Annotated in this window: 17 protein-coding genes; 2 read left to right on the top strand and 15 right to left on the bottom strand. The window is 57.8% G+C overall.

Features of this window, described 5'->3' with window-relative positions; genetic code table 11:
• Window positions 1–385 precede the first annotated feature (385 nt).
• The 4 genes from asd to leuC all read right to left on the bottom strand — a co-directional run bounded on the left by asd (window position 386) and on the right by leuC (window position 4,818).
• Window positions 386–1,501: an aspartate-semialdehyde dehydrogenase gene (asd, locus tag ABJM11_RS21005; protein ID WP_348295309.1), complete on the bottom strand. Its 1,116-nt coding sequence runs from the start codon at window positions 1,499–1,501 to the stop codon at window positions 386–388.
• 118 nt (window positions 1,502–1,619) lie between these two features.
• Entirely contained in the window at window positions 1,620–2,693 is a 1,074-nt protein-coding gene (gene leuB / locus ABJM11_RS21010) for a 3-isopropylmalate dehydrogenase (protein WP_348295310.1), read from the bottom strand.
• A gap of 40 nt (window positions 2,694–2,733) precedes the next feature.
• The gene (leuD, locus tag ABJM11_RS21015) at window positions 2,734–3,381 is read right to left on the bottom strand and encodes a 3-isopropylmalate dehydratase small subunit (RefSeq protein WP_348295311.1); all 648 of its coding nucleotides are present in this window, start codon (window positions 3,379–3,381) and stop codon (window positions 2,734–2,736) included.
• Between the two features lie 18 nt (window positions 3,382–3,399).
• A complete protein-coding gene (leuC, locus tag ABJM11_RS21020; RefSeq protein WP_348295312.1) occupies window positions 3,400–4,818 on the bottom strand; it encodes a 3-isopropylmalate dehydratase large subunit in 1,419 nt (472 codons plus the stop codon).
• Between the two features lie 181 nt (window positions 4,819–4,999).
• On the opposite strand from leuC, the gene ABJM11_RS21025 reads away from it, so the two are divergent.
• A complete protein-coding gene (locus tag ABJM11_RS21025) occupies window positions 5,000–5,866 on the top strand; it encodes a LysR family transcriptional regulator (protein ID WP_348295313.1) in 867 nt (288 codons plus the stop codon).
• 35 nt (window positions 5,867–5,901) lie between these two features.
• Here the strand turns inward: ABJM11_RS21025 and ABJM11_RS21030 are convergent, their stop codons facing one another.
• From ABJM11_RS21030 to ABJM11_RS21075, 10 genes are all read right to left on the bottom strand, one after another.
• Window positions 5,902–7,065 carry an MFS transporter gene (locus ABJM11_RS21030; RefSeq protein ID WP_348295314.1) on the bottom strand — a complete coding sequence of 388 codons (1,164 nt, stop codon included), beginning with the start codon at window positions 7,063–7,065 and terminating at the stop codon, window positions 5,902–5,904.
• A 37-nt stretch (window positions 7,066–7,102) separates the two neighbouring features.
• Window positions 7,103–8,197, bottom strand: a complete 1,095-nt coding sequence (gene aroC, locus ABJM11_RS21035; protein ID WP_348295315.1) for a chorismate synthase — start codon at window positions 8,195–8,197, stop codon at window positions 7,103–7,105.
• A 24-nt stretch (window positions 8,198–8,221) separates the two neighbouring features.
• Complete coding sequence (prmB, locus tag ABJM11_RS21040) at window positions 8,222–9,106, bottom strand: 50S ribosomal protein L3 N(5)-glutamine methyltransferase (protein ID WP_348295316.1); 885 nt, start codon at window positions 9,104–9,106, stop codon at window positions 8,222–8,224.
• Between the two features lie 60 nt (window positions 9,107–9,166).
• A complete protein-coding gene (locus tag ABJM11_RS21045; protein ID WP_348295317.1) occupies window positions 9,167–10,378 on the bottom strand; it encodes a patatin-like phospholipase family protein in 1,212 nt (403 codons plus the stop codon).
• Window positions 10,379–10,383: 5 nt separating this feature from the next.
• On the bottom strand, window positions 10,384–11,286 hold the full coding sequence (locus ABJM11_RS21050) for a DUF4892 domain-containing protein (RefSeq protein WP_348295318.1): 903 nt from the start codon (window positions 11,284–11,286) through the stop codon (window positions 10,384–10,386).
• On the bottom strand, window positions 11,276–12,193 hold the full coding sequence (locus ABJM11_RS21055; RefSeq protein WP_348295319.1) for an alpha/beta hydrolase: 918 nt from the start codon (window positions 12,191–12,193) through the stop codon (window positions 11,276–11,278). Before ABJM11_RS21055 ends, ABJM11_RS21050 begins: the two co-directional genes overlap by 11 nt.
• A gap of 8 nt (window positions 12,194–12,201) precedes the next feature.
• Entirely contained in the window at window positions 12,202–12,552 is a 351-nt protein-coding gene (locus ABJM11_RS21060) for a PilZ domain-containing protein (protein WP_008171779.1), read from the bottom strand.
• 114 nt (window positions 12,553–12,666) lie between these two features.
• Complete coding sequence (gene holB / locus ABJM11_RS21065; RefSeq protein ID WP_348295572.1) at window positions 12,667–13,671, bottom strand: DNA polymerase III subunit delta'; 1,005 nt, start codon at window positions 13,669–13,671, stop codon at window positions 12,667–12,669.
• Window positions 13,672–13,702: 31 nt separating this feature from the next.
• Window positions 13,703–15,805: a transglutaminaseTgpA domain-containing protein gene (locus ABJM11_RS21070; RefSeq protein WP_348295320.1), complete on the bottom strand. Its 2,103-nt coding sequence runs from the start codon at window positions 15,803–15,805 to the stop codon at window positions 13,703–13,705.
• Window positions 15,802–16,827: a DUF58 domain-containing protein gene (locus tag ABJM11_RS21075; protein ID WP_348295321.1), complete on the bottom strand. Its 1,026-nt coding sequence runs from the start codon at window positions 16,825–16,827 to the stop codon at window positions 15,802–15,804. The genes ABJM11_RS21070 and ABJM11_RS21075 overlap by 4 nt, the downstream gene beginning before the upstream one ends.
• 223 nt (window positions 16,828–17,050) lie before the next feature.
• On the opposite strand from ABJM11_RS21075, the gene ABJM11_RS21080 reads away from it, so the two are divergent.
• Window positions 17,051–17,683 (top strand): hypothetical protein, encoded by a 633-nt coding sequence (locus ABJM11_RS21080; RefSeq protein ID WP_348295322.1) that lies wholly within the window; start codon window positions 17,051–17,053, stop codon window positions 17,681–17,683.
• A gap of 158 nt (window positions 17,684–17,841) precedes the next feature.
• On the opposite strand, the gene ABJM11_RS21085 is transcribed toward ABJM11_RS21080, so the two are convergent.
• Window positions 17,842–18,777, bottom strand: a complete 936-nt coding sequence (locus ABJM11_RS21085; protein ID WP_348295323.1) for a DUF6160 family protein — start codon at window positions 18,775–18,777, stop codon at window positions 17,842–17,844.
• Window positions 18,778–18,895 lie beyond the last annotated feature (118 nt).

The following is an 18,895-nucleotide window of genomic DNA, read 5'->3' on the forward strand; positions in this document are numbered from 1 at the left end:
TCCTTACCAGTCTCCGTTATTCGTTACTGCTCCAGGGAACAGATATCGGACGAGGTTGGATGACTTCCGTCTTGATTACTATCGTTATTATGTAATGTTTTTAATATTCAGTTGCGCAAGTATTGTTGATAATACCTCTTTTATCAATCATGCAGCTGCAGACCTTGTACCATTTTTTCACAAATACTTGGTAACATATTGTTACCGCACGATGATCTGTTCGCCTTAACAACCAAAAACCGGCTTTTCAGAGCATGCCTAAGCGGGAACAATTACAAAACGCTTCCGAAAATAACAGGGGCGGAGGCTTATTTCAGCCTCCGCCCCTCGCCGGTTCTCTGAAACCGGACACAGTTGGCATAATCTCGCCAGCTGCGGGTCTGCGTTATTTTTCCTGAAGGATGCGGAGCATCCGCCGCAGCGGCTCCGCCGCGCCCCACAGCAACTGGTCCCCTACCGTAAACGCAGAGATATACTCCGGGCCCATGGCAAGTTTGCGAATGCGGCCAATGGGAACACTCAGCGTGCCGGTTACCTTCGCAGGCGTCAGTTCCCGGATGGTGGCATCGCGCTCGTTGGGAATAACCTTCACCCAGTCGTTGGCCTTCGCCAGAATTGCCTCAATTTCATCTATCGGCAGATCTTTCTTCAGCTTGATAGTGAGCGCCTGACTATGAGAGCGCATGGCGCCGATGCGAACGCAAATGCCATCGATAGGAATGGGGTTATCACTGCGACCAAGAATCTTGTTGGTCTCGACGCCAGCTTTCCATTCTTCCTTGCTCATGCCGTTATCAAGCTGCTTGTCGATAAACGGAATCAGGCTGCCCGCCAGCGGCACTTCAAAGTGCTCCGTAGGGAAACCATCGGAGCGCATGGTCTGGGTGACCTTGCGATCGATATCGAGAATGGCGGATGAAGGATCCGCCAGCTCGTCGCCGACAGCGGCCTTGAGCTCACCCATCTGGTTCAGCAACTCACGCATGTTCTGCGCGCCCGAACCTGAGGCTGCCTGGTAGGTCATGGGCGACACCCACTCGATCAGGTCCTGCTCCAGAAGGCCACCCAGGGCCAGCATCATCAGGCTGACAGTGCAGTTGCCACCAACGTAGTCTTTCACGCCTTTTGCCAGCGCATCGTCGATCACGTTGCGGTTAACCGGATCGAGCACAATCACTGAGTGATCGGCCATCCGAAGCGTGGAAGCTGCGTCAATCCAGTAGCCCTGCCACCCGGCATCACGCAGTTTCTGGTAAACCGCGCCTGTGTAGTCGCCACCCTGACAGGTAACGACCACGTCCAGGGTTTTCAGGGTGTCGATATCGAAAGCGTCCTGGAGTGCAGGAACTCCTTCTTTACCCACATCAGGTGCCGGTTTGCCGGCCTGGGAAGTGGTAAAGAAAATGGGTTCGATATCCGCAAAATCGTTTTCTTCGCGCATGCGCTGCATGAGGACAGAGCCCACCATACCGCGCCAGCCAATAAGTCCAACTCGCTTCATGTGCGACCTTTGAACCTCGTTTTATGCCCGCCCAATGCCTTTATCGCTGGCAGGGACAGGATGGATGATCCCGCGACAACAGCATCGCGTTGTCGTCGGGTCTCAAAATCTGCCGGCCTCAGAGCGCAGCCAGAACCGCATCGCCCATTTCACGGGTCGATACCTTCCGGCCCTCAGAGGACATGATATCCGCCGTTCTCAAGCCCTGATCCAGCACCTTGCTGACCGCAACCTCAATCGCCCCGGCGGCTTTTTCCTCGCCAAGACTGTATCGCAACATCATCGCGACACTGAGAATGGTAGCCAGCGGATTGGCAATGCCCTTGCCCGCGATATCCGGCGCGGAACCATGACACGGCTCATACATGCCCTGCTTCTCGGAGTTCAGGGAAGCCGATGGCAGCATACCGATGGAGCCTGTCAGCATTGCCGCTTCATCGGAAAGAATATCACCAAACATGTTGCCAGTCACAATCACATCGAACTGTTTGGGTGCACGAACCAACTGCATGGCGGCGTTATCAACATACATATGAGAGAGCTCTACATCCGGGTATTCCCGGCGCAAGTCCTCCATGACTTCCCGCCACAAAACGGTGACCTCAAGCACATTTGCCTTGTCCACCGAACACAGTTTCTTTCCCCGCTGCTGGGCCGCTTCGAAGGCGACCCGTCCAATACGACGAATTTCGGACTCTGTGTAAGCGTAAGTGTTGTAACCCTGGCGCTCTCCGCTCTCCAGCTCACGCACACCCCGCGGCTGGCCGAAGTAGATACCGCCGGTCAGTTCACGAACAATCATGATATCCAGCCCGGAAACCACTTCCGGTTTCAGTGAAGACGCAGAGGCTAACTGGGGATACAGAATTGCGGGCCGCAGGTTGGCAAAAAGCTCAAGATTGGAGCGCAGCCCCAGCAACCCTTTTTCCGGACGGCTGGCCATGGGGCGACTGTCCCACTGCGGACCGCCCACGGCGCCCAGCAAAATGGCGTCTGCCTTACGGGCCTTGTCCAGGGTTTCCTCCGGCAGTGGCGTATCCGTCTCATCAATTGCCGCACCACCGACAAGGGCAGACTCGAAATGCAGGTCCAGGCCGAAGCTGTCATTGACCTTATGAAGGACTTTCTCAGCCTCGGCCACAATTTCAGGGCCGATGCCGTCGCCCGGGAGCATCAGGATAGTTCGGGACATTGTGTTTCCTTTAATGTTTTTGAAATTTTGCGATCCAGTGTCAGCCACCGGCACCGAACAACCACGGCGCCGTCTCACGCCGGGATGTTTCGTAGGCCTTTATCAGCTCCGCATCCTCCAGCGTCACACCGATGTCATCGAGTCCGTTGAGCAGGCAGTGCCGGCGGAAATCATCCACCTCGAAACGGAACGACTCACCGGATGGGCTAGTCACCGTTTTTGCTTCCAGGTCTATTGCCAGCTGATAGCCTTCCTGCCCCTCCGCTTCCCGGAACAGCTGGTCGACAATTTCCTCATCAAGAACAATCGGTAACAAGCCATTCTTAAAGCAGTTATTATAGAAAATGTCGGCAAAACTGGGCGCTATGATAACGCGGAAACCGAAATCTTCCAGCGCCCAGGGAGCGTGCTCACGGCTTGAGCCACAGCCGAAATTGCGCCGGGCCAACAGTACGCTGGCGTTCTTGTAGCGGTCCTGGTTCAGCACGAAGTCCGGGTTAATCGGGCGCTGCGAACAATCCTGATCCGGCTTGCCCTCGTCCAGGTAACGCAGCTCATCAAATAGGTTGGGGCCGAAGCCGGTGCGCTTGATGGACTTCAGAAACTGCTTGGGAATAATCATGTCCGTATCCACATTGGACCGGTCCATGGGGGCCACAATGCCCTGGTGTTGCTTCAAAGCTCGCATGGGTGTCTCTCCTGTGGATCAGTTCATCATCTCGCGGACATCAACGAAGTGTCCGTTAATCGCTGCTGCTGCTGCCATCGCCGGGCTGACCAGGTGGGTACGCCCGCCAAAGCCCTGCCGCCCCTCGAAGTTGCGGTTGGAAGTGGAGGCACAGTGCTCGCCCTGCCCCAGCTTGTCCGCGTTCATGGCCAGACACATGGAACACCCCGGGTCGCGCCACTCAAGACCCGCTTCGATAAAGATCTTGTCCAGACCCTCCTGCTCGGCCTGCACTTTCACCAGTCCGGAACCAGGCACAACCATCGCCTGCTTGAGTGACGGCGACACCTTGCGCCCTTTCACAACCGCGGCAGCTTCACGCAGATCCTCAATACGGCTGTTGGTGCAGGAGCCGATAAACACCCGGTCCAGCCTGATATCGGTAATCGGCATGTTGGGCTTGAGCCCCATGTATTTCAGAGCCCGCACAATACCTTCGCGCTTGATGGGATCAGACTCCGCATCCGGGTCCGGCACCTGGCCACCAACGCCGGCGACCATTTCCGGTGAGGTGCCCCAGCTTACCTGCGGCATGATGTCGGAACCCTCAAGCTCCACCACCTTGTCGAATACCGCGTCGTCATCACTGTGCAGGGTGCTCCAGTACGCAATGGCCCGGTCCCGCATCTCTGCTTTCGGAGCAAACGGACGGTCTTTTACGTAATCGATAGTGGTCTGATCCACTGCCACCATACCCACGCGCGCGCCAGCTTCAATGGACATGTTACAGATGGTCATTCGGGCTTCCATGGAGAGATTGCGAATTGCCTCGCCCCCGAACTCGATAGCGTGGCCGGTGCCACCGGCGGTACCAATCTTGCCAATAATAGCCAGCACAACGTCTTTGCCAGTCACACCCGGCCCGAGCTTGCCATTCACCTTCACCAGCATGTTCTTCATCTTCTGCTGAACCAGGCACTGGGTTGCCAGCACGTGCTCCACTTCGGACGTGCCGATGCCGTGAGCCAGGCACCCGAAAGCACCATGGGTAGAGGTATGGGAATCGCCACACACAATGCTCATGCCAGGCAGCGTCGCGCCCTGCTCCGGCCCGATCACATGCACGATGCCCTGGCGTTGGTCCTTGATCTTGAATTCAAGAATGCCGAACTCGTCGCAATTTTTATCGAGGGTTTCCACCTGAATACGCGACACCGGGTCGACGATCCCTTCCACACCACGGGCACGATCCGTTGTCGGCACGTTGTGGTCCGGCGTGGCAAGGTTGGCATCCAGTCGCCAGGGTTTACGCCCTGCCAGGCGCAGGCCTTCGAAAGCCTGTGGTGAGGTGACTTCGTGAAGCAGGTGCCGGTCGATGTAGATCAAAGCCGAGCCGTCATCCCGCTGTTTGACGAGATGGTCGTCCCACAATTTGTCGTATAAGGTCTTGCCCGCCATGGTCTCTCTCACTTTCGGGGGTTTCTGTTGTTAACGCTATGGGGCTATCTTACCGCTTCACGCTGGATAACCTCAATTCATGTTTTTTATGTTGTGCATTCCGGCATGGAATACTAAGCTTTAACCTGGTGCTGCCTTTTCAGAACCTTCACCTTGAGCAGCAGACAAGGAAACCAGACCCGTGGATGCGAATTCTCTCAGAGCCTTCCTGACAATAGTCGACCAGGAGTCATTCTCGGAAGCCGCAGAGCTTTTGCACCTGACCCAGCCCGCCATCAGTAAACGCCTGGCTGCATTAGAAAACCAATTGGGCACGAAGCTGATCGACCGCAGCAACCGGCAAGTTCGACTGACGGATGCCGGGGCGCGCCTATTACCCCATGCCCGCCGGATTCTCGATGAAGTGCACAACGCCCGACAGGCGCTTTCGGATCGGGAAGGTTCCGTTTCCGGGCCGCTTTCGGTCATTGCCAGCCACCACATCGGGCTGCACCACCTGCCGGCGTGGCTGCGGCGGCTGAACCGGGACTACCCGGAGGTCTCGCTGGAATTGCAGTTTATGGATTCCGAGAGCGCCTTCGGACAGATGCGTAAACGTACCGCCGAACTGGCGTTCGTGACCCTGAGTGAAAGCATGGATCAGGCGTTTGAGGTGTATGTGCGCTGGGAGGATGCGATGGCGTTCGTGGTTTCGCCAGAGCACCCGCTGGCAGCGCTGAAGAAACCTGACCTTGAAGACCTGTCCGGGTACGATGCCCTGTTACCCGAAGCAGGAACCGCGACCTATCGAACCATCAGCCGGCTGTTTCTCGATGCCGGGCTGCCCCTGAAGATCCAGATGCCTACCAACTACCTGGAAACCATCAAGATGATGGCCAGTGTCGGGCTGGGCTGGAGCGTCTTGCCAACGAGCATGGTCGACGAATCTCTTACCGTGCTTCCGGTGCCCCACTCCGTCAGCCGGATCCTGGGCGGTGTGGGCCTTAAGGGCCGGTCGTTGAGTCCGCAGGCCCGGGCACTGCTGGACATTGCATCCGAACTGAAATAGAGCCACCTGAAATAGTGCCGCTTGAAATAGTGCCGCTAATGCTCCGGCGGCGGCCTCAGGCCCCGCCAGGTGATCACGATGGCGATCGCCATGGCAACGGCCCCGCCCCAGAAAGCGGCAGAGGTACTGAAGCCGTCCACAAGAAAACCCGACATCCAGGCCCCGATCGCCCCGCCGGCCCCGAATGTCAGCCCGCTGTATAACGCCTGGCCCTGGCCGTGATGGTGCTGACCAAAGAATCCCTGAATGTACTGCACGGAAATGGCATGAAGCGCACCGTAGGACGCCGCATGCAGCAGCTGCGCGAAAATCAGCACGGCCAGGACATCCGTCACTTCCGCTATCAACACCCAGCGGATCATTGTCAGGGCGAGCGCGCCAATTGCAATCTGTCGCACCGTGAAGTTCCTGGTCAACCGGTGCATCACCAGAAACAGCCCGATTTCCGCCAGCACCCCAAGCGACCACAGAAGCCCGATCGCCAGCTTGCCGTATCCATGCTGCTCCAGATGGATACTGAAAAAGGTGTAATAGGCCCCGTGAGACACCTGCAGCAGGAAGTTCATCAGAAAGAACGTCACCACCGCCGGGTGCGTCACAATCGCCTTCAGACTACCCTTTGGCGCCGGCGGTTTGCGCTCTCCCCGGTCCGACGGCACAAGAAACGCCGACACCGCAATCCCCGCAAACACAGGCAACAGCAGCCAGGGCAACAGATCAATCGGCACCAGCTCCAGAATCCCGCCCACCAGGGCCACAGCCCCAATAAATCCTACCGACCCCCAAAGCCGCACCTTGCCGTATTTATCCCGCTGGTTGCCCAACGACCTGAGGGTTATGACCTCGTAAAGCGGAAGAATGGCATTCCAGAAAAACGTAAACGCCAACATCACCAACAGGAGCCCGTAAAACCCTGGCTCCATAAACACACCGGCGAAAAACAACGACCCGGTGATCGCCCCGAACCGGACCAGTCGAACCCGCTGCCCGGTCTTGTCCCCCAGCCAGCCCCAGACATTTGGTGCCACTATCTTGGTCAACTGGATAGTCGCCATCAGGGTGGCGATTTCAAGGTAGGAAAACCCCCGGTCTTCCAGGTAAAGGGACCAGTACGGCAGCAAGCCGCCGAGGAGGGCGAAAAACCAGAAGTAGAGATTGGAAAGGCGCCAGTAGATAAGAATTCTCCAGTGAGTTATCACAGAAGTCCGATCGCCGTGGCAAGCACCGCGTGCGGTATCAGCGCTGGCCTATATCGGGCGTGGACACTGAAACGTCTCCGTTCTGGCCGCGATGGCGCAGGTAATGGTCCATCAACACAATGGCCATCATCGCCTCCGCAATCGGCGTAGCCCGAATACCCACACAGGGATCATGCCGCCCGGTTGTGATCACCTCCACCGGATTGCCATGCACATCAATGCTCCGCCCAGGCAACCGCAAGCTCGACGTCGGCTTCAACGCAATACTCGCCAGAATCGGCTGGCCGGAAGAAATGCCACCCAACACACCGCCGGCATGATTCGACAGGAATCCTTCCGGCGTCAGCTCATCCCGATGCTCGGTACCCTTCTGGTCAATGCAACCAAACCCGGCACCGATCTCTACACCTTTAACCGCATTGATGCTCATCAGAGCGTGCGCCAGGTCCGCATCCAGGCGGTCAAAGACCGGCTCTCCCAGCCCGGGGGGCACGCCATCAGCGACAACATTGATACGCGCCCCAATGGAATTACCTTCCTTGCGCAAGGCATCCATATAGGCTTCCATCTCCCCGACCTTGTCGGCATCGGGGCAGAAAAACGGATTCTGGTGAACCTGCTCCCAGTCCAGCTTTTCGATTTTTATTGGCCCCAGCTGCGAGAGATAACCGCGAATGGAAATGCCCAACCGCTGCTCAAGAAACTTCCGTGCCACCGCCCCGGCGGCAACGCGCATCGCGGTTTCCCTCGCAGAGGAACGGCCGCCGCCACGATAATCCCGCACACCGTATTTATGCATATAGGTGTAGTCAGCGTGGGCGGGACGGAACTGCTCCGAGATTTTCGAATAGTCCTTGGACCGCTGGTCCGTGTTTTCGATGACCAGGCCAATAGGCGTACCGGTGGTTCGGCCCTCGAAAACGCCAGAGAGGATCTTCACTTCATCGGCTTCACGGCGCTGGGTCGTGTGTCGTGAAGTGCCCGGCTTACGGCGGTCCAGATCCCGCTGCATATCCTCAACCGACAGCTCAAGCCCCGGAGGACACCCGTCGATAATGCATCCCAGCGCAGCGCCATGACTTTCACCAAAACTGGTGACCGTAAACAATTTTCCGAAGCTATTTCCCGACATGATTCAGTATCTTATCCAGGGTTCTTAATTAAGGTCTTCAGCAGTCAACAGAAACACTCCGTCACCACCGTTCTCGAATTCCAGCCATGTAAAGGGCATGTCAGGATAGGCTTCCTGCAGCGCTACCCAGCTATTGCCAACCTCCACAATCAGCAGGCCACCGGGGTTCAGGTGCTTTGCCGCTTCGGCCAGGATCCTGTGAGCGATGTCCAGCCCGTCGCCGCCAGCCGCCAGTCCAAGCTCCGGCTCATGGCTGTATTCAGCCGGCATGTCCGCCATGTCTTCAGCATCTACGTAAGGGGGGTTACTGAGGATGACATCGTACCGACCCTCGATGCTGTCAAACACATCCGAACGCACGGTTCTGACCCGGTCGCCCACTTCATGATACTCGATGTTCGCAGCGGCCACCTCCAGGGCATCCGGCGAGATATCCGACAGGTCCACTTCCGCCTCGTCAAACACAGTGGCTGCCGCAATCCCGATACAGCCGCTACCAGTGCAGAGATCGAGAACTCTCCCCACCGGGTGCTCCCCCAGCCAGGGTTGAAACCCGTTCTGGATCAGCTCCCCCAGCGGCGACCGGGGCACCAGCACGCGATCATCGACGTGAAAAGGAAGCCCCATGAACCATGCCTCGCCCAGCAGGTAGGCCAATGGCACACGCTCGCGGATCCTGCGCTCCATTCGTTCCACGATCAGTTGGCGTTCATGCCGGGTCAGGCGCGCATCCAGGAACAGGGTGTTGTTCTCCAGAGGCAGATTAAGGCTGCGCATAACAAGCTGGACCGCTTCGTCCCAGACGTTGTCAGTGCCGTGCCCGAAGAACAGGGGGGAGTCGGCGAAACGTGAGGATACGTAGCGCAGGTAATCCCTGATGGTATGCAGGTCATCAATGGGGCTGGTCACAAGCTGTCTTCCTGTCCGGAAATGGTCAAGGAGCGGAATTATACGCGTCCGCAGCCATGATTACAGTGCCAGCGGCCCGGAGCTATTAAGGTTTTCTTCGTATCGGTCCAGGGCAGATGCCATCCGCTCACGGCCCAGTTGTATCAGCTCCGGAGCCTTGTGATAGTCATAGCTGCGCCCGGCATTTTTGGGAATATTGACCAGCAGGTCCGGCGGGTACCCTGCAATTTTATACTGCACCAGTGCGCTCTGCATGGTTTCGATGGTCAGGTTCATCACGTCAAACTTGCCAATGCCCAGCTTGTCCCAATCGATGGTTTCGTGGTCATCTTTGTGCTTTGACGGCTCCGGTTTGATCGTGGGCAGTATCTTTCGGGTTTCATCTTTTTTAACCGCCTTACTGATCTTTTCTTCCGGTGATTCAGGCGCCTCGCCCCCCTTTCGTGCGGAGAATGTCTTGATGGCATCCCAGTCAAACCAGCGCGAGGCTTTACCGCGGATCTTGTCGACCCACTCTTCCATATCAACACCGCCCTCACCGATGGCCTCGAAAGCCGCATCAGGCAGGCGCCGTCCGCGGTCATCCTCACCGCTGAGATTAACGGCCACCACCATATCTGCATGGGAGGAAATGGTAGGTATGATCGGCAAAGGGTTCAGCAGGGCACCGTCCACCAGCACACGGCCGTTGAGCACCAGTGGAGTTACCACGCTCGGGATAGCGACGGATGCCCGGATGGCCTGGTCCAGCGGGCCTTCCTGGAACCAGATTTCCTTGTGAGCGAGAAGATCCGTCGCAACTGCGGTATAAGCCAACGGGAGGTCTTCGATGCGGGTATCTCCAATCATTTCCCGGACCACGGAAAAAATCTTCTCTCCCCGGATTGCCCCCACGGAATTAAAGGTGACATCAAGCAGTTTAAGCACATCGAACTGCCCCAGACCGGTCACCCAGTCCTTGTAATCCTTCATTTTACCGGCAGCGAACACCCCGCCGATCAGCGCCCCCATGGAACAGCCGGAGATGGCAATAATCTCGTAACCCCTCTCCACCAGTATCTCGATGGCACCAATATGGGCGTACCCTCGGGCACCGCCACTACCAAGCGCCAATGCAACCGTTTTCCCCTTGCCCGGCTTTTCCACAGCCGACGTCTCTTCAGACCGTGAGGACTGCGCTGCCGATATGCCCGTACTGGTGACTATCTGTGAGATGTCCTCTTTGGGCTTCTGGTCTTCATCCTGTGGTGTTGAATCTGTCGGCTTGCTCATCCCCTTCACCTGGTAATCACCATCACTTCAACCCGGTCGCCCTGGCGGTCGGGATTGGGTATCACGACCGCCGGACCTACCGTAATGATTGTCTGCCGGCTTTCGGACACGCCGCTCTTGGCCAGCACCTGTGCCAATGACTTTGCAGCTTTCTCCGCCCGCGCAGCAGACTCGTCGAAACTCTCATCTTCCTTCAGTTCCGAGTAAGCAGTGAGTATAACCCTGGCGCCCTCTTCACCGGCCCAGTCGTTAATAATCCGGCGGTCTGCGCCACTCCATTCGAAGCGGTAAGTAATGCCACCCTGCCAGGGTACGATAATCGGCCCCTTGATGCGGGCGCTTTCGTTGCCCAACCCCGGTATTTCGGTGCCCTGGGGCGCAACCAGATGCTCAACCCAGACATACTGGCGTTGATTGGCGCGGGTAACGGTATACACCAGGGTCAGCCAGGGTTTGCCGTTCTCATCGACCGAACCTGCCACTAGGTAATCCTGATTGTTATCGCGTCCATAAAGGCTGGATTGATCAAAGATCTGATTAGCCCAGACATTGCTACGCCCGCAGTTCCGACCGGAACACTCAAACAGGATCTGCGCACCACGGGACTGGAGTTCCCTCAAATAGTGGTCACGAGCTTCTTCGCGGTTGGCGCCGCCCCGGACTTCGTACAACTGGCCGACTCCCTTGACAGGAAGCCGCGCCATGGCGGCCGACCGGATTTCGTTGTTGACCTCACGCACCGGACTGAACAGTACCAGGTGCCCAGGAGAAGAAATCGTAACCTCCTGCTCCAGTTGTGAATCCGGAAAAGGTTGCGGGGGTGGCATCTGGGCCGACACCACGGCGGAGCCACCCACAAAAAATGCGGCGACCAACATGACAAACTGCGAGAAGCGCTTATTCTGCATCGTCTAAAAAGCCTCTGACTGCATCGACAACAGGCCCGACATCGCCCTCCAGGTGGCAGTGATGGCCACCGGGAACCTCCATCAGGTCAAGCTCTGCAATGGCATTCGTTCGTGAACCCAGATCGGGGCGACTCGCAAGCAGCCCTTTCTCGGCACGCAAAAAGTGTGTGGGAGTAACAACCTTTTCAAGGCAGGCCATTACCTGTGCTTCGTCCATCATGATCATCGACGGATGACGTAAACGGGGATCTGCCCGCCACACGAAACCCTCACCTGACGGTTTCATGCTTCGGGAAACCAGCATCCGCGCCGCCGGCGGCGACAGCGGAATCATTCCTCCCTCCCGGGCTTTCGCTGCTGCCGCGATATCAGGGTATACGACCGGCTTTCCGGAACCCGTCATTCGTTTGGTAATTGCCTTGCGCATCTGCCCGATCACCTCATCGGGTTTACGGCTGATTGGGCCGATGCTATCAATCATCACCAGTCGGCGTACCCGTTCGGGGAAAGCCGCCGCATAAAGCACGCTGACGATTCCGCCAAGGGAGTGACCAACCAGATCGATCCTGCCGTCCTCCGCCTTGTTGAAGTGGGTCTCGACCAGTTCCGCCAGGTCCGCTACATAATCCATCAACAGATAGCCCTGGCCCGGCGGCCGGTGCCCGGAATGGCCGTGGCCCGCCAGATCAATAGAATAGACATCCCGGGCCCCGCACAGTTCCGGCGCCAACCGTGCAAACGACAAGGCGTTGTCCAGCCAGCCATGAAGCATCAGTATCGGGCGGTCATTGGTGGTGCTGGCAGCGGGCCAGTGCAGCCCGGCGAGGGTGATGTGGCGCAGAGGCCAATCTATTTCCCGATGCGCAAGCCCGGCATCGGGAGGGGTATCCAGAACAGTGTCATTCATTGAAACGCTTACATGGTGTGGGTGGGTCGGTCAGAACTCAGTGATCCCGCCAGATAGGACTCAATCTTGGTGCGTGCAGTCTCGTCGTCGCCGTTGAATTGCACGCCGATGCCCGCAGCGCGGTTACCCTGAGCACCTTTAGGAGTAATCCAGATCACCTTGCCAGCCACCGGAATCTTCTCCGGCTCGTCCATCAGGTTGAGCAACAGAAAAACCTCGTCCCCCAGCTGATACTGCTTCTGGGTTGGTATGAACAGGCCTCCCTGGCGGATGTAAGGCATATAGGCAGCATAAAGTACCGCCTTGTCCTTGATCGTCAGGGTAAGAATGCCACTGCGCGCGCCAAAACCGGGCCCCATAGTAAACACCTATCTCTTTTTTGATGACCGGAGCTAAGAAACTCCTGATATTTCGCAATCATAGCAGTAGTTGCCGGAAACTGCCCTATCCTGCCAGACACCTTGCCGGGCAAATTATCCCGCTGCCGGGCGACGCACTGGCATGAGCTTTTGCCAGGCAATAAGCAACCGCCCTGCCTCAAGTTCCGGATTCACATTATAGACACCGGCAGACCGGGATTCATGGATGGCATCCAGAATCTCATGGGCACGCCATGGCGGGTTGTGGCTGGCCAGGAACGCCAGCATCTCCGCTGCATCTTTGTCCCGGGGCGGACTGCCAGCGCCGATACGTGCCAGATCACCGGCCCACCCCTCGAAAAGCCACAGGGCGTTTTCAAGCCCCATGGCCCTGAACGGCTTTGCTGCCTCGGCAACTGACAGCTGGCCTTTCATGAAGCAACGGAAATTTTCCAGAGCTTCGTCGCGTAGACCGATGAAATCACCGGTTGCGTATTCCAGCGCCAGGCGCGGCGCATTGGCAGCAAGCCCCAGGGCTTTCTCACATTGCTCCGGAGTCGGACGACTGTCTGCATCCAGTTCCGCCACGGCACTGACTAGCCAACCAGCGGCCTGATCCCTGGCGGGTGTGGCAATCAGCAGACTCTGGCAGCGAGAACGAATGGTCGGCAACACCGGACGACCACTCTCCTGCAGCAGAATCAGAGTTACATCGTCAGCCGGCTCTTCCAGTGTTTTCAGCAGAGCGTTGGCCGAATTGATGTTGAGCTGGTCAGCCCGGTCGATGATGGCCACCTTGCTTGAGGCCACCTGTGGGGAGCCCACCGCAAAGGAGGACAGGGCGCGTATCTGGTCGATCTTTATCATCCGGGACTTTTCCGGGGTATAAACACGGATATCCGGATGGGTGCCGGCAGAGGCCAGTTCGCACTGTTTGCACTCGCCACAGGGGGCGCCGGCGGTCATCTCCGGCCTCTCACAGACAAGCAGCCCCGCCAGGGCGTCCGCGAACAGGCGCTTGCCGACGCCATTTTCACCGGTCACCAGCAGCGCGTGGGGCAGCCGCCCGCCGGTCATGCGCTGCATAAGCCTGGCCCAGCTGTCCTTCAGCCAGGCCATTGTTGCTATGGACGTGTTCACTTGTTCACCTTCAGTGGTTTCCCTCTGGCACAGCGGAGGGCCGGCGATCAACCTGTGGTTTGCGGTCAGCCTGGCGTTTCATCGTTATCAGCAATCGCTTCATTCTGGCAAGATCGCTCCGTTTCTCAGTACCCGATTCGCTCCCATAGTAATGTTTGTTAACCATGCGGGCAAAAGCGTTTGCGGTCCCTGCCGCCGCGGGTCTGGCACGGGACAGCCTGTCCGCGAGCTGGGATGGCGTTTCGCCATGTCGCACAGGCACCCCCGCGCGATCGCACAGGCGGTGCCAGCGTGCGACGGTGCGGCCAAACGGGTCACGAATTTCAACGCGACGGTACTGCCAGGCGGTCACCAGTCCCGCCAGCAGCAGGCCGGCCCCAATGATACCGGCGGTAATATAACCAAGCTCCCGCAGGCCGATACCGCCCGGCAGCCGGGACATAAGGTCCATCTGGGACTGCCCCTGGTAGCCCACCACCCAACGTTGCCAGTGGTAGTTCATCAGGTCCAGTTTCAGCGAGGCCCACTGAAGCACCGCCATATCACCGTATCGCTGTGGCGAGGTCCATTCATTTTCCAGGAACGACCCCTCCTCCGCCACGGCGTCCCGCAGGCCCGACTCAATTCTTTGAGGGGCGATCGCGGCGGTCGGATCCACCCTTACCCAGCCCTGACCCGGCAACCAGGCTTCCACCCAGGCGTGGGCGTCATACTGGCGAATAATCAGGTACTGGTCATCGGCACCCGAGTCACCCCCCTGGTAGCCCACGACTACCCGCGCGGGAATGCCAGCAGCGCGGAGTACAAAGGTTGCAGCACCGGCATAATGGGCACAGAACCCCCGTTTTTCATCGAAGAGCAAGGCATCTATACCGTCATCGGGCATGGCGGGCGGTCGCAGGGTGTAGAAGTATTCCTGCTGGCGAAAGCGGTCCAGCAGGTGTTGAACAACACCCTCCGGACTGCTGTACTGGCCAGCCAGGTCTTCCGCAAAGGCCCTGGCTCTTGGATTCCCGGAACGGGGCAGTTGAAGGTAACGCTGCGCGTCATCCGGTTGCGCTCCGACCTGACCGGAACGGTCCTCCCCGGAAAGCGCCATACGGTACCGCACCGGACTGTCAGCCGGCCGGTCAAAGCGGAAAAGGCCCTGGTCGTTGGGCTTGACGTTGTCTGATACCGCCTCGGAGTTTTCCAGGGCGAAAGCCCAGACCTGATCCGTGGGCTCCATCAACACATCGTACTGATCCGGTTCCAGTTCACCCACGCCCCCGTCAACAGACACCCTGCCGGGCCTGCGGAACGGGCGCTCGAAGCCCTGTTGCCAGGTTTCGCCATCCAGCCGGTCCAGGATCAGCCCACGCCAGTAGCGATCCCGGTAGGCGGGTATTTCGCCTCCAAAAGTTACACGGAAGGCCCGCTCGCTGCTCTGGGCCAGGCTGGAGATGTCACCAGGAGTCATGGTGTCGCTGATACCGGTGCGCGCCTCCCCTGAAACCAACGGCACGCTCCACAAAGGCGCCATGCGAGGAAAGAACACGAAGAGCAGCACCACAATTGGCAGGGTTTTCACAAGCATCATGCCCAGGCGCCGCCAACCTGATTTCATGGCCCCCGGGATATCGGGTGCATTGACCACCTGCAGGCCGACAAGCAACAGGGCAACCCCCATCAGGTTAATGACGCTCCAGTGAATTTCCTGATGAAACAGGAAATTGACCGTGGCCAGGTACACCAGAATGAAGAAAAGCACATAAAAATCCCGCACCGAGCGGGTCTCCAGCCATTTAAGCCCTACTGCCAGCACGAAGAAGGAGGATGCTGTCTCCACGGTGAAGCGTCCGTGGACCGTGGCGATGTAGACCGCTACCAGGGCCAGCATAATACCGCTTCGAAACCACTTTCCAGGTAGCCTGAGGCGCCCGGACTGAGCCAGCCAGCGCCAGCCCGCCAGCCCGGCGCAACTGGCAATCAGCCAGAATGGCAACCGGTCCCATTGCGGTACCAGCAGCAGTGCGAAGCTGGCAATCAGCCAGATCAGCGCCCTGCCCGACACCAACTCAATGGTTTCTGCCGATTCACTGGCAAACCCTCGGTTTCCACGACCAAAGATCATAGAACGCCCCCGGTCACGCGTCCGGCACCTTCACCTGCACGAGTACCATGGGGAACAGGCGCTCCCTCCCGAGGCTGCTCAAGGCCGAAAATAGCCAGTGCCTTCAGGCAGCGGCTGGTGTGCGCAGCCCCGGTATCCGGCTCGATAACCTGGCCCGGCAAGTTGAGTCCGAAACGACTATTGCTCCTTGAACGCTCCAGAACCTGATGTGCGAGGTAGCCCAGCCGTAACTCCCGGTCCACACCGGCAAAGGCCTCGTAATCGAGCCAATGGGGGCTTCCCTCCTCACTCTCCCAGTCGGCAATCACCATCTCACCGGTGCGGGCATAGCGCTTCCATTGCACCCTCTGACTCATATCACCTTCGCGCCAGGGCCGGATATCCGCATGATCATTGCCATCGAGCGAGCGGGATTTCGACTGCTCGTTACCATCCTGCACCGTGCTTGCCACGTCTGGCGCTGCCAGCGGGTTGGGGTAGACAATGCCTGAGGTGACCGGACGCAACCAGGACCAGGCCCGGAACAGCCCGAATGGAAAGCGGGTTTCCACCAGGATGCGATCCGGTTGCAGGTAACCGCGCTGGTAAGAGGGCACTGAAAGGCTAATGTCCGCCTGCTGACCGGCCGTTATATGCTGCTGCGTGAGAATGACATCATCGCAGGCAAGGGACAGCGCCAGGGTATCGTGCCTGGGCGAGATCGCACGCAGTCGAAACGGAATCAAATCGCCTGCAAACCCCTCGCCGGCCTGAATCAGGGTCAGTTCCAGCCCTGACAGATTGCGATGTGTCTGGTGCATGGCCGCCACCACGACGGCGCCGAGAAGGAACGTCAGCAGGTAAATCAGGCTGTTCTGGTAGTTGATACCGGTGATCAGCATAATCAGCAACAGCGCGCCAAACACCACACCGGCACCAGTCGGCAGAATGAAAATGTTGCGCTGCCCAAATGCCCGCTGATCTGAGCGGGGTATCCGCTGATTCACCCAGTACTGCCAGCGTTTGCGAATTGCCTTCAACATAAATGCCCTGAAAAAACGGATCGATCAGCCACGACTATAAACACCTTTGCAGGCCGTTGCAGAAGAATACTGGAAATACTCCGATTCTGATCACAAATGCCACAGAAGCGGCTTGAATTACCGCCCGTGCGGCCGAATACTGGTAATAAGGAGCCTGCTGACTGCAGTCGACTATCAGCAGCGCCTCATCTTTTCGCGTTTGGACACGGCAAGAGGCTACGTCATGATACGCCGCACACCCCTTTTCATTGCACTGGCTGGAACTGCCGGCCTGGCTGCATCCTTCGCCTCGCCATTGATGGCAGGCGTGCAATCCATGACATCCGATGAAATGGTTGAAACCTATGTGAAGGATTCCGCCGTTATCGTGGTTCCGAAACAGCGGCAGAAATCGGAAGCGGATCGCCGGCAGATTATCCGCTCACTGACCATTTCCCCCGGGGAGCCGGTGCTGACAGAAGCGGAAGAAGAAGCCTACCGTGATGCCCTTGAGCGCTTCCAGCGTGAAGGCAAGGCCGATGCGCTGGAAAATGCCGAAGAAGAATTTCTCAGGCGTGCCCTCCTGCTGCCCCAGGAAGAACTCGCCCGGGCGCAGCCACCACGGGACCTGACACCGAACATTCCGCCCATCATCTTCGGGCAGCAGGCACAGATACCGGATGAGCCCTTCACCCAGACCTTCCTCAACGACCAACTGGGTATCGGCTTCGACGGCCAAAACCTGAACTTTTCCATCGGCAACCCACCGGGTATTGATAATATCCAGGTGCCCCATGGCATTAACGAGGGGCCGGTCACCCTGACGCCACGGCCCGGTGGCGGGTTTGATCTTTCTATCAAGGTGCCGGACCAGTAAAACCTTCCTGTTAATTCAACCACGGCACCAAAAAAAGAGCGGCAACCCTGAAAAGGCGCCGCTCTTTTTTTATGTGTGACCCGTCCTGAATATTTCACAGGCATAAAAAAACGCCCCGCAGGACGGGGCGTTCACACCAGAGGTGCTATCCGATCAGCTTAGCGACCGTATACAGCCAGCTTGGTGTTGCTGATGTGCAGGTTGTCGATACCGATAGTACCGATGTTTGCACCGCCGATAACGGTTTCGGCAACGTTGATGTCCATCAGGACGTCATCAACATCTACACGCAGTACGTCGGTCGCTGTGGAAGCGCCCAGACCGCTGCCCTTGTAGACGTCCAGACCAACGATAGCGAAGCCAGCCTGTGCCAGACCAACCTTGCGCTGCTCTTCTGGAGTCAGGTTTGCAGGATCGTCACCAAAGATCTGAGCCAGACCTGCTGCGCCCAGAACTTCACCACCAGATTCGGAGCTATTGATGGTCATACCACGAACACCGATGCCCAGGAATTCAACGTCGAAGCTCATTTCGTTCACGGTGAACGCAGCGTCGATGTTCAGTGTACCGGTACCCGCCTGGCCGTCTACGTCGTCAGTATCAACAACGATGTCCAGTGCGCCGAGAAGACCCCAGGCGTCCATGTTGGAAACCAGAACGGTGTTCTGGCCACCGTTACCGTCAAGCTCCATGGAGCCGGCGGTGAAACCCCAATCGATGGGAATCGGGTTGCCACTGCCATCTTCCTGCAGTGAGCCAACGTGAATGATCGCGTCGCCATCGTCAGCGATGTCGATGTCAATCTTCAGTTGGTCCAACAGAGCGCCAGCGCCAGTAGCGGCAGCGTAGTCGGTAGCTGACTGTGAGCTACTGGTCAGAGCACCACCCAGATTGATGTCCTTTACGGCGAAGGTACCTTCGTCCGTGTAGGTGAACTGACCGATGCTTACCTGGGTTTCCAGCTCGATGGTCACACCGGCCTGACCGGTGACGTTACCCATCATGCTGTCGTCCATCGCCTGCAGCTCGGCGTGAGCGGCGAAGGGCGCAGCGGCAACTGCGGTTGCCAGTGCAATTTTCTTCAGGCCTTTCATATTGTTCTCCTTGATTGAACTTATTGTTATCCAGTTGAACTTTCTATTATCCGATTTCTTGTGTGAGGCCTAACCTCACCACTCCATTTAAGATTGTTTTACACTCCGGTTCCGTGAA

Origin of the sequence: Marinobacter sp. (assembly GCF_039977835.1) — a bacterium.
GTDB lineage: Bacteria > Pseudomonadota > Gammaproteobacteria > Pseudomonadales > Oleiphilaceae > Marinobacter.

What these genes read in the sequence shown, in the direction of transcription:
- asd (WP_348295309.1), bottom strand. Translation starts at nt 1,501, where the DNA reads ATGAAGCGAGTTGGACTTATTGGCTGGCGCGGTATGGTGGGCTCTGTC.
- leuB (WP_348295310.1), bottom strand. Translation starts at nt 2,693, where the DNA reads ATGTCCCGAACTATCCTGATGCTCCCGGGCGACGGCATCGGCCCTGAA.
- leuD (WP_348295311.1), bottom strand. Translation starts at nt 3,381, where the DNA reads ATGCGAGCTTTGAAGCAACACCAGGGCATTGTGGCCCCCATGGACCGG.
- leuC (WP_348295312.1), bottom strand. Translation starts at nt 4,818, where the DNA reads ATGGCGGGCAAGACCTTATACGACAAATTGTGGGACGACCATCTCGTC.
- aroC (WP_348295315.1), bottom strand. Translation starts at nt 8,197, where the DNA reads ATGTCGGGAAATAGCTTCGGAAAATTGTTTACGGTCACCAGTTTTGGT.
- ABJM11_RS21045 (WP_348295317.1), bottom strand. Translation starts at nt 10,378, where the DNA reads ATGAGCAAGCCGACAGATTCAACACCACAGGATGAAGACCAGAAGCCC.
- ABJM11_RS21050 (WP_348295318.1), bottom strand. Translation starts at nt 11,286, where the DNA reads ATGCAGAATAAGCGCTTCTCGCAGTTTGTCATGTTGGTCGCCGCATTT.
- ABJM11_RS21055 (WP_348295319.1), bottom strand. Translation starts at nt 12,193, where the DNA reads ATGAATGACACTGTTCTGGATACCCCTCCCGATGCCGGGCTTGCGCAT.
- ABJM11_RS21060 (WP_008171779.1), bottom strand. Translation starts at nt 12,552, where the DNA reads ATGGGGCCCGGTTTTGGCGCGCGCAGTGGCATTCTTACCCTGACGATC.
- holB (WP_348295572.1), bottom strand. Translation starts at nt 13,671, where the DNA reads ATGGCCTGGCTGAAGGACAGCTGGGCCAGGCTTATGCAGCGCATGACC.
- ABJM11_RS21070 (WP_348295320.1), bottom strand. Translation starts at nt 15,805, where the DNA reads ATGATCTTTGGTCGTGGAAACCGAGGGTTTGCCAGTGAATCGGCAGAA.
- ABJM11_RS21075 (WP_348295321.1), bottom strand. Translation starts at nt 16,827, where the DNA reads ATGTTGAAGGCAATTCGCAAACGCTGGCAGTACTGGGTGAATCAGCGG.
- ABJM11_RS21080 (WP_348295322.1), top strand. Translation starts at nt 17,051, where the DNA reads ATGATACGCCGCACACCCCTTTTCATTGCACTGGCTGGAACTGCCGGC.
- ABJM11_RS21085 (WP_348295323.1), bottom strand. Translation starts at nt 18,777, where the DNA reads ATGAAAGGCCTGAAGAAAATTGCACTGGCAACCGCAGTTGCCGCTGCG.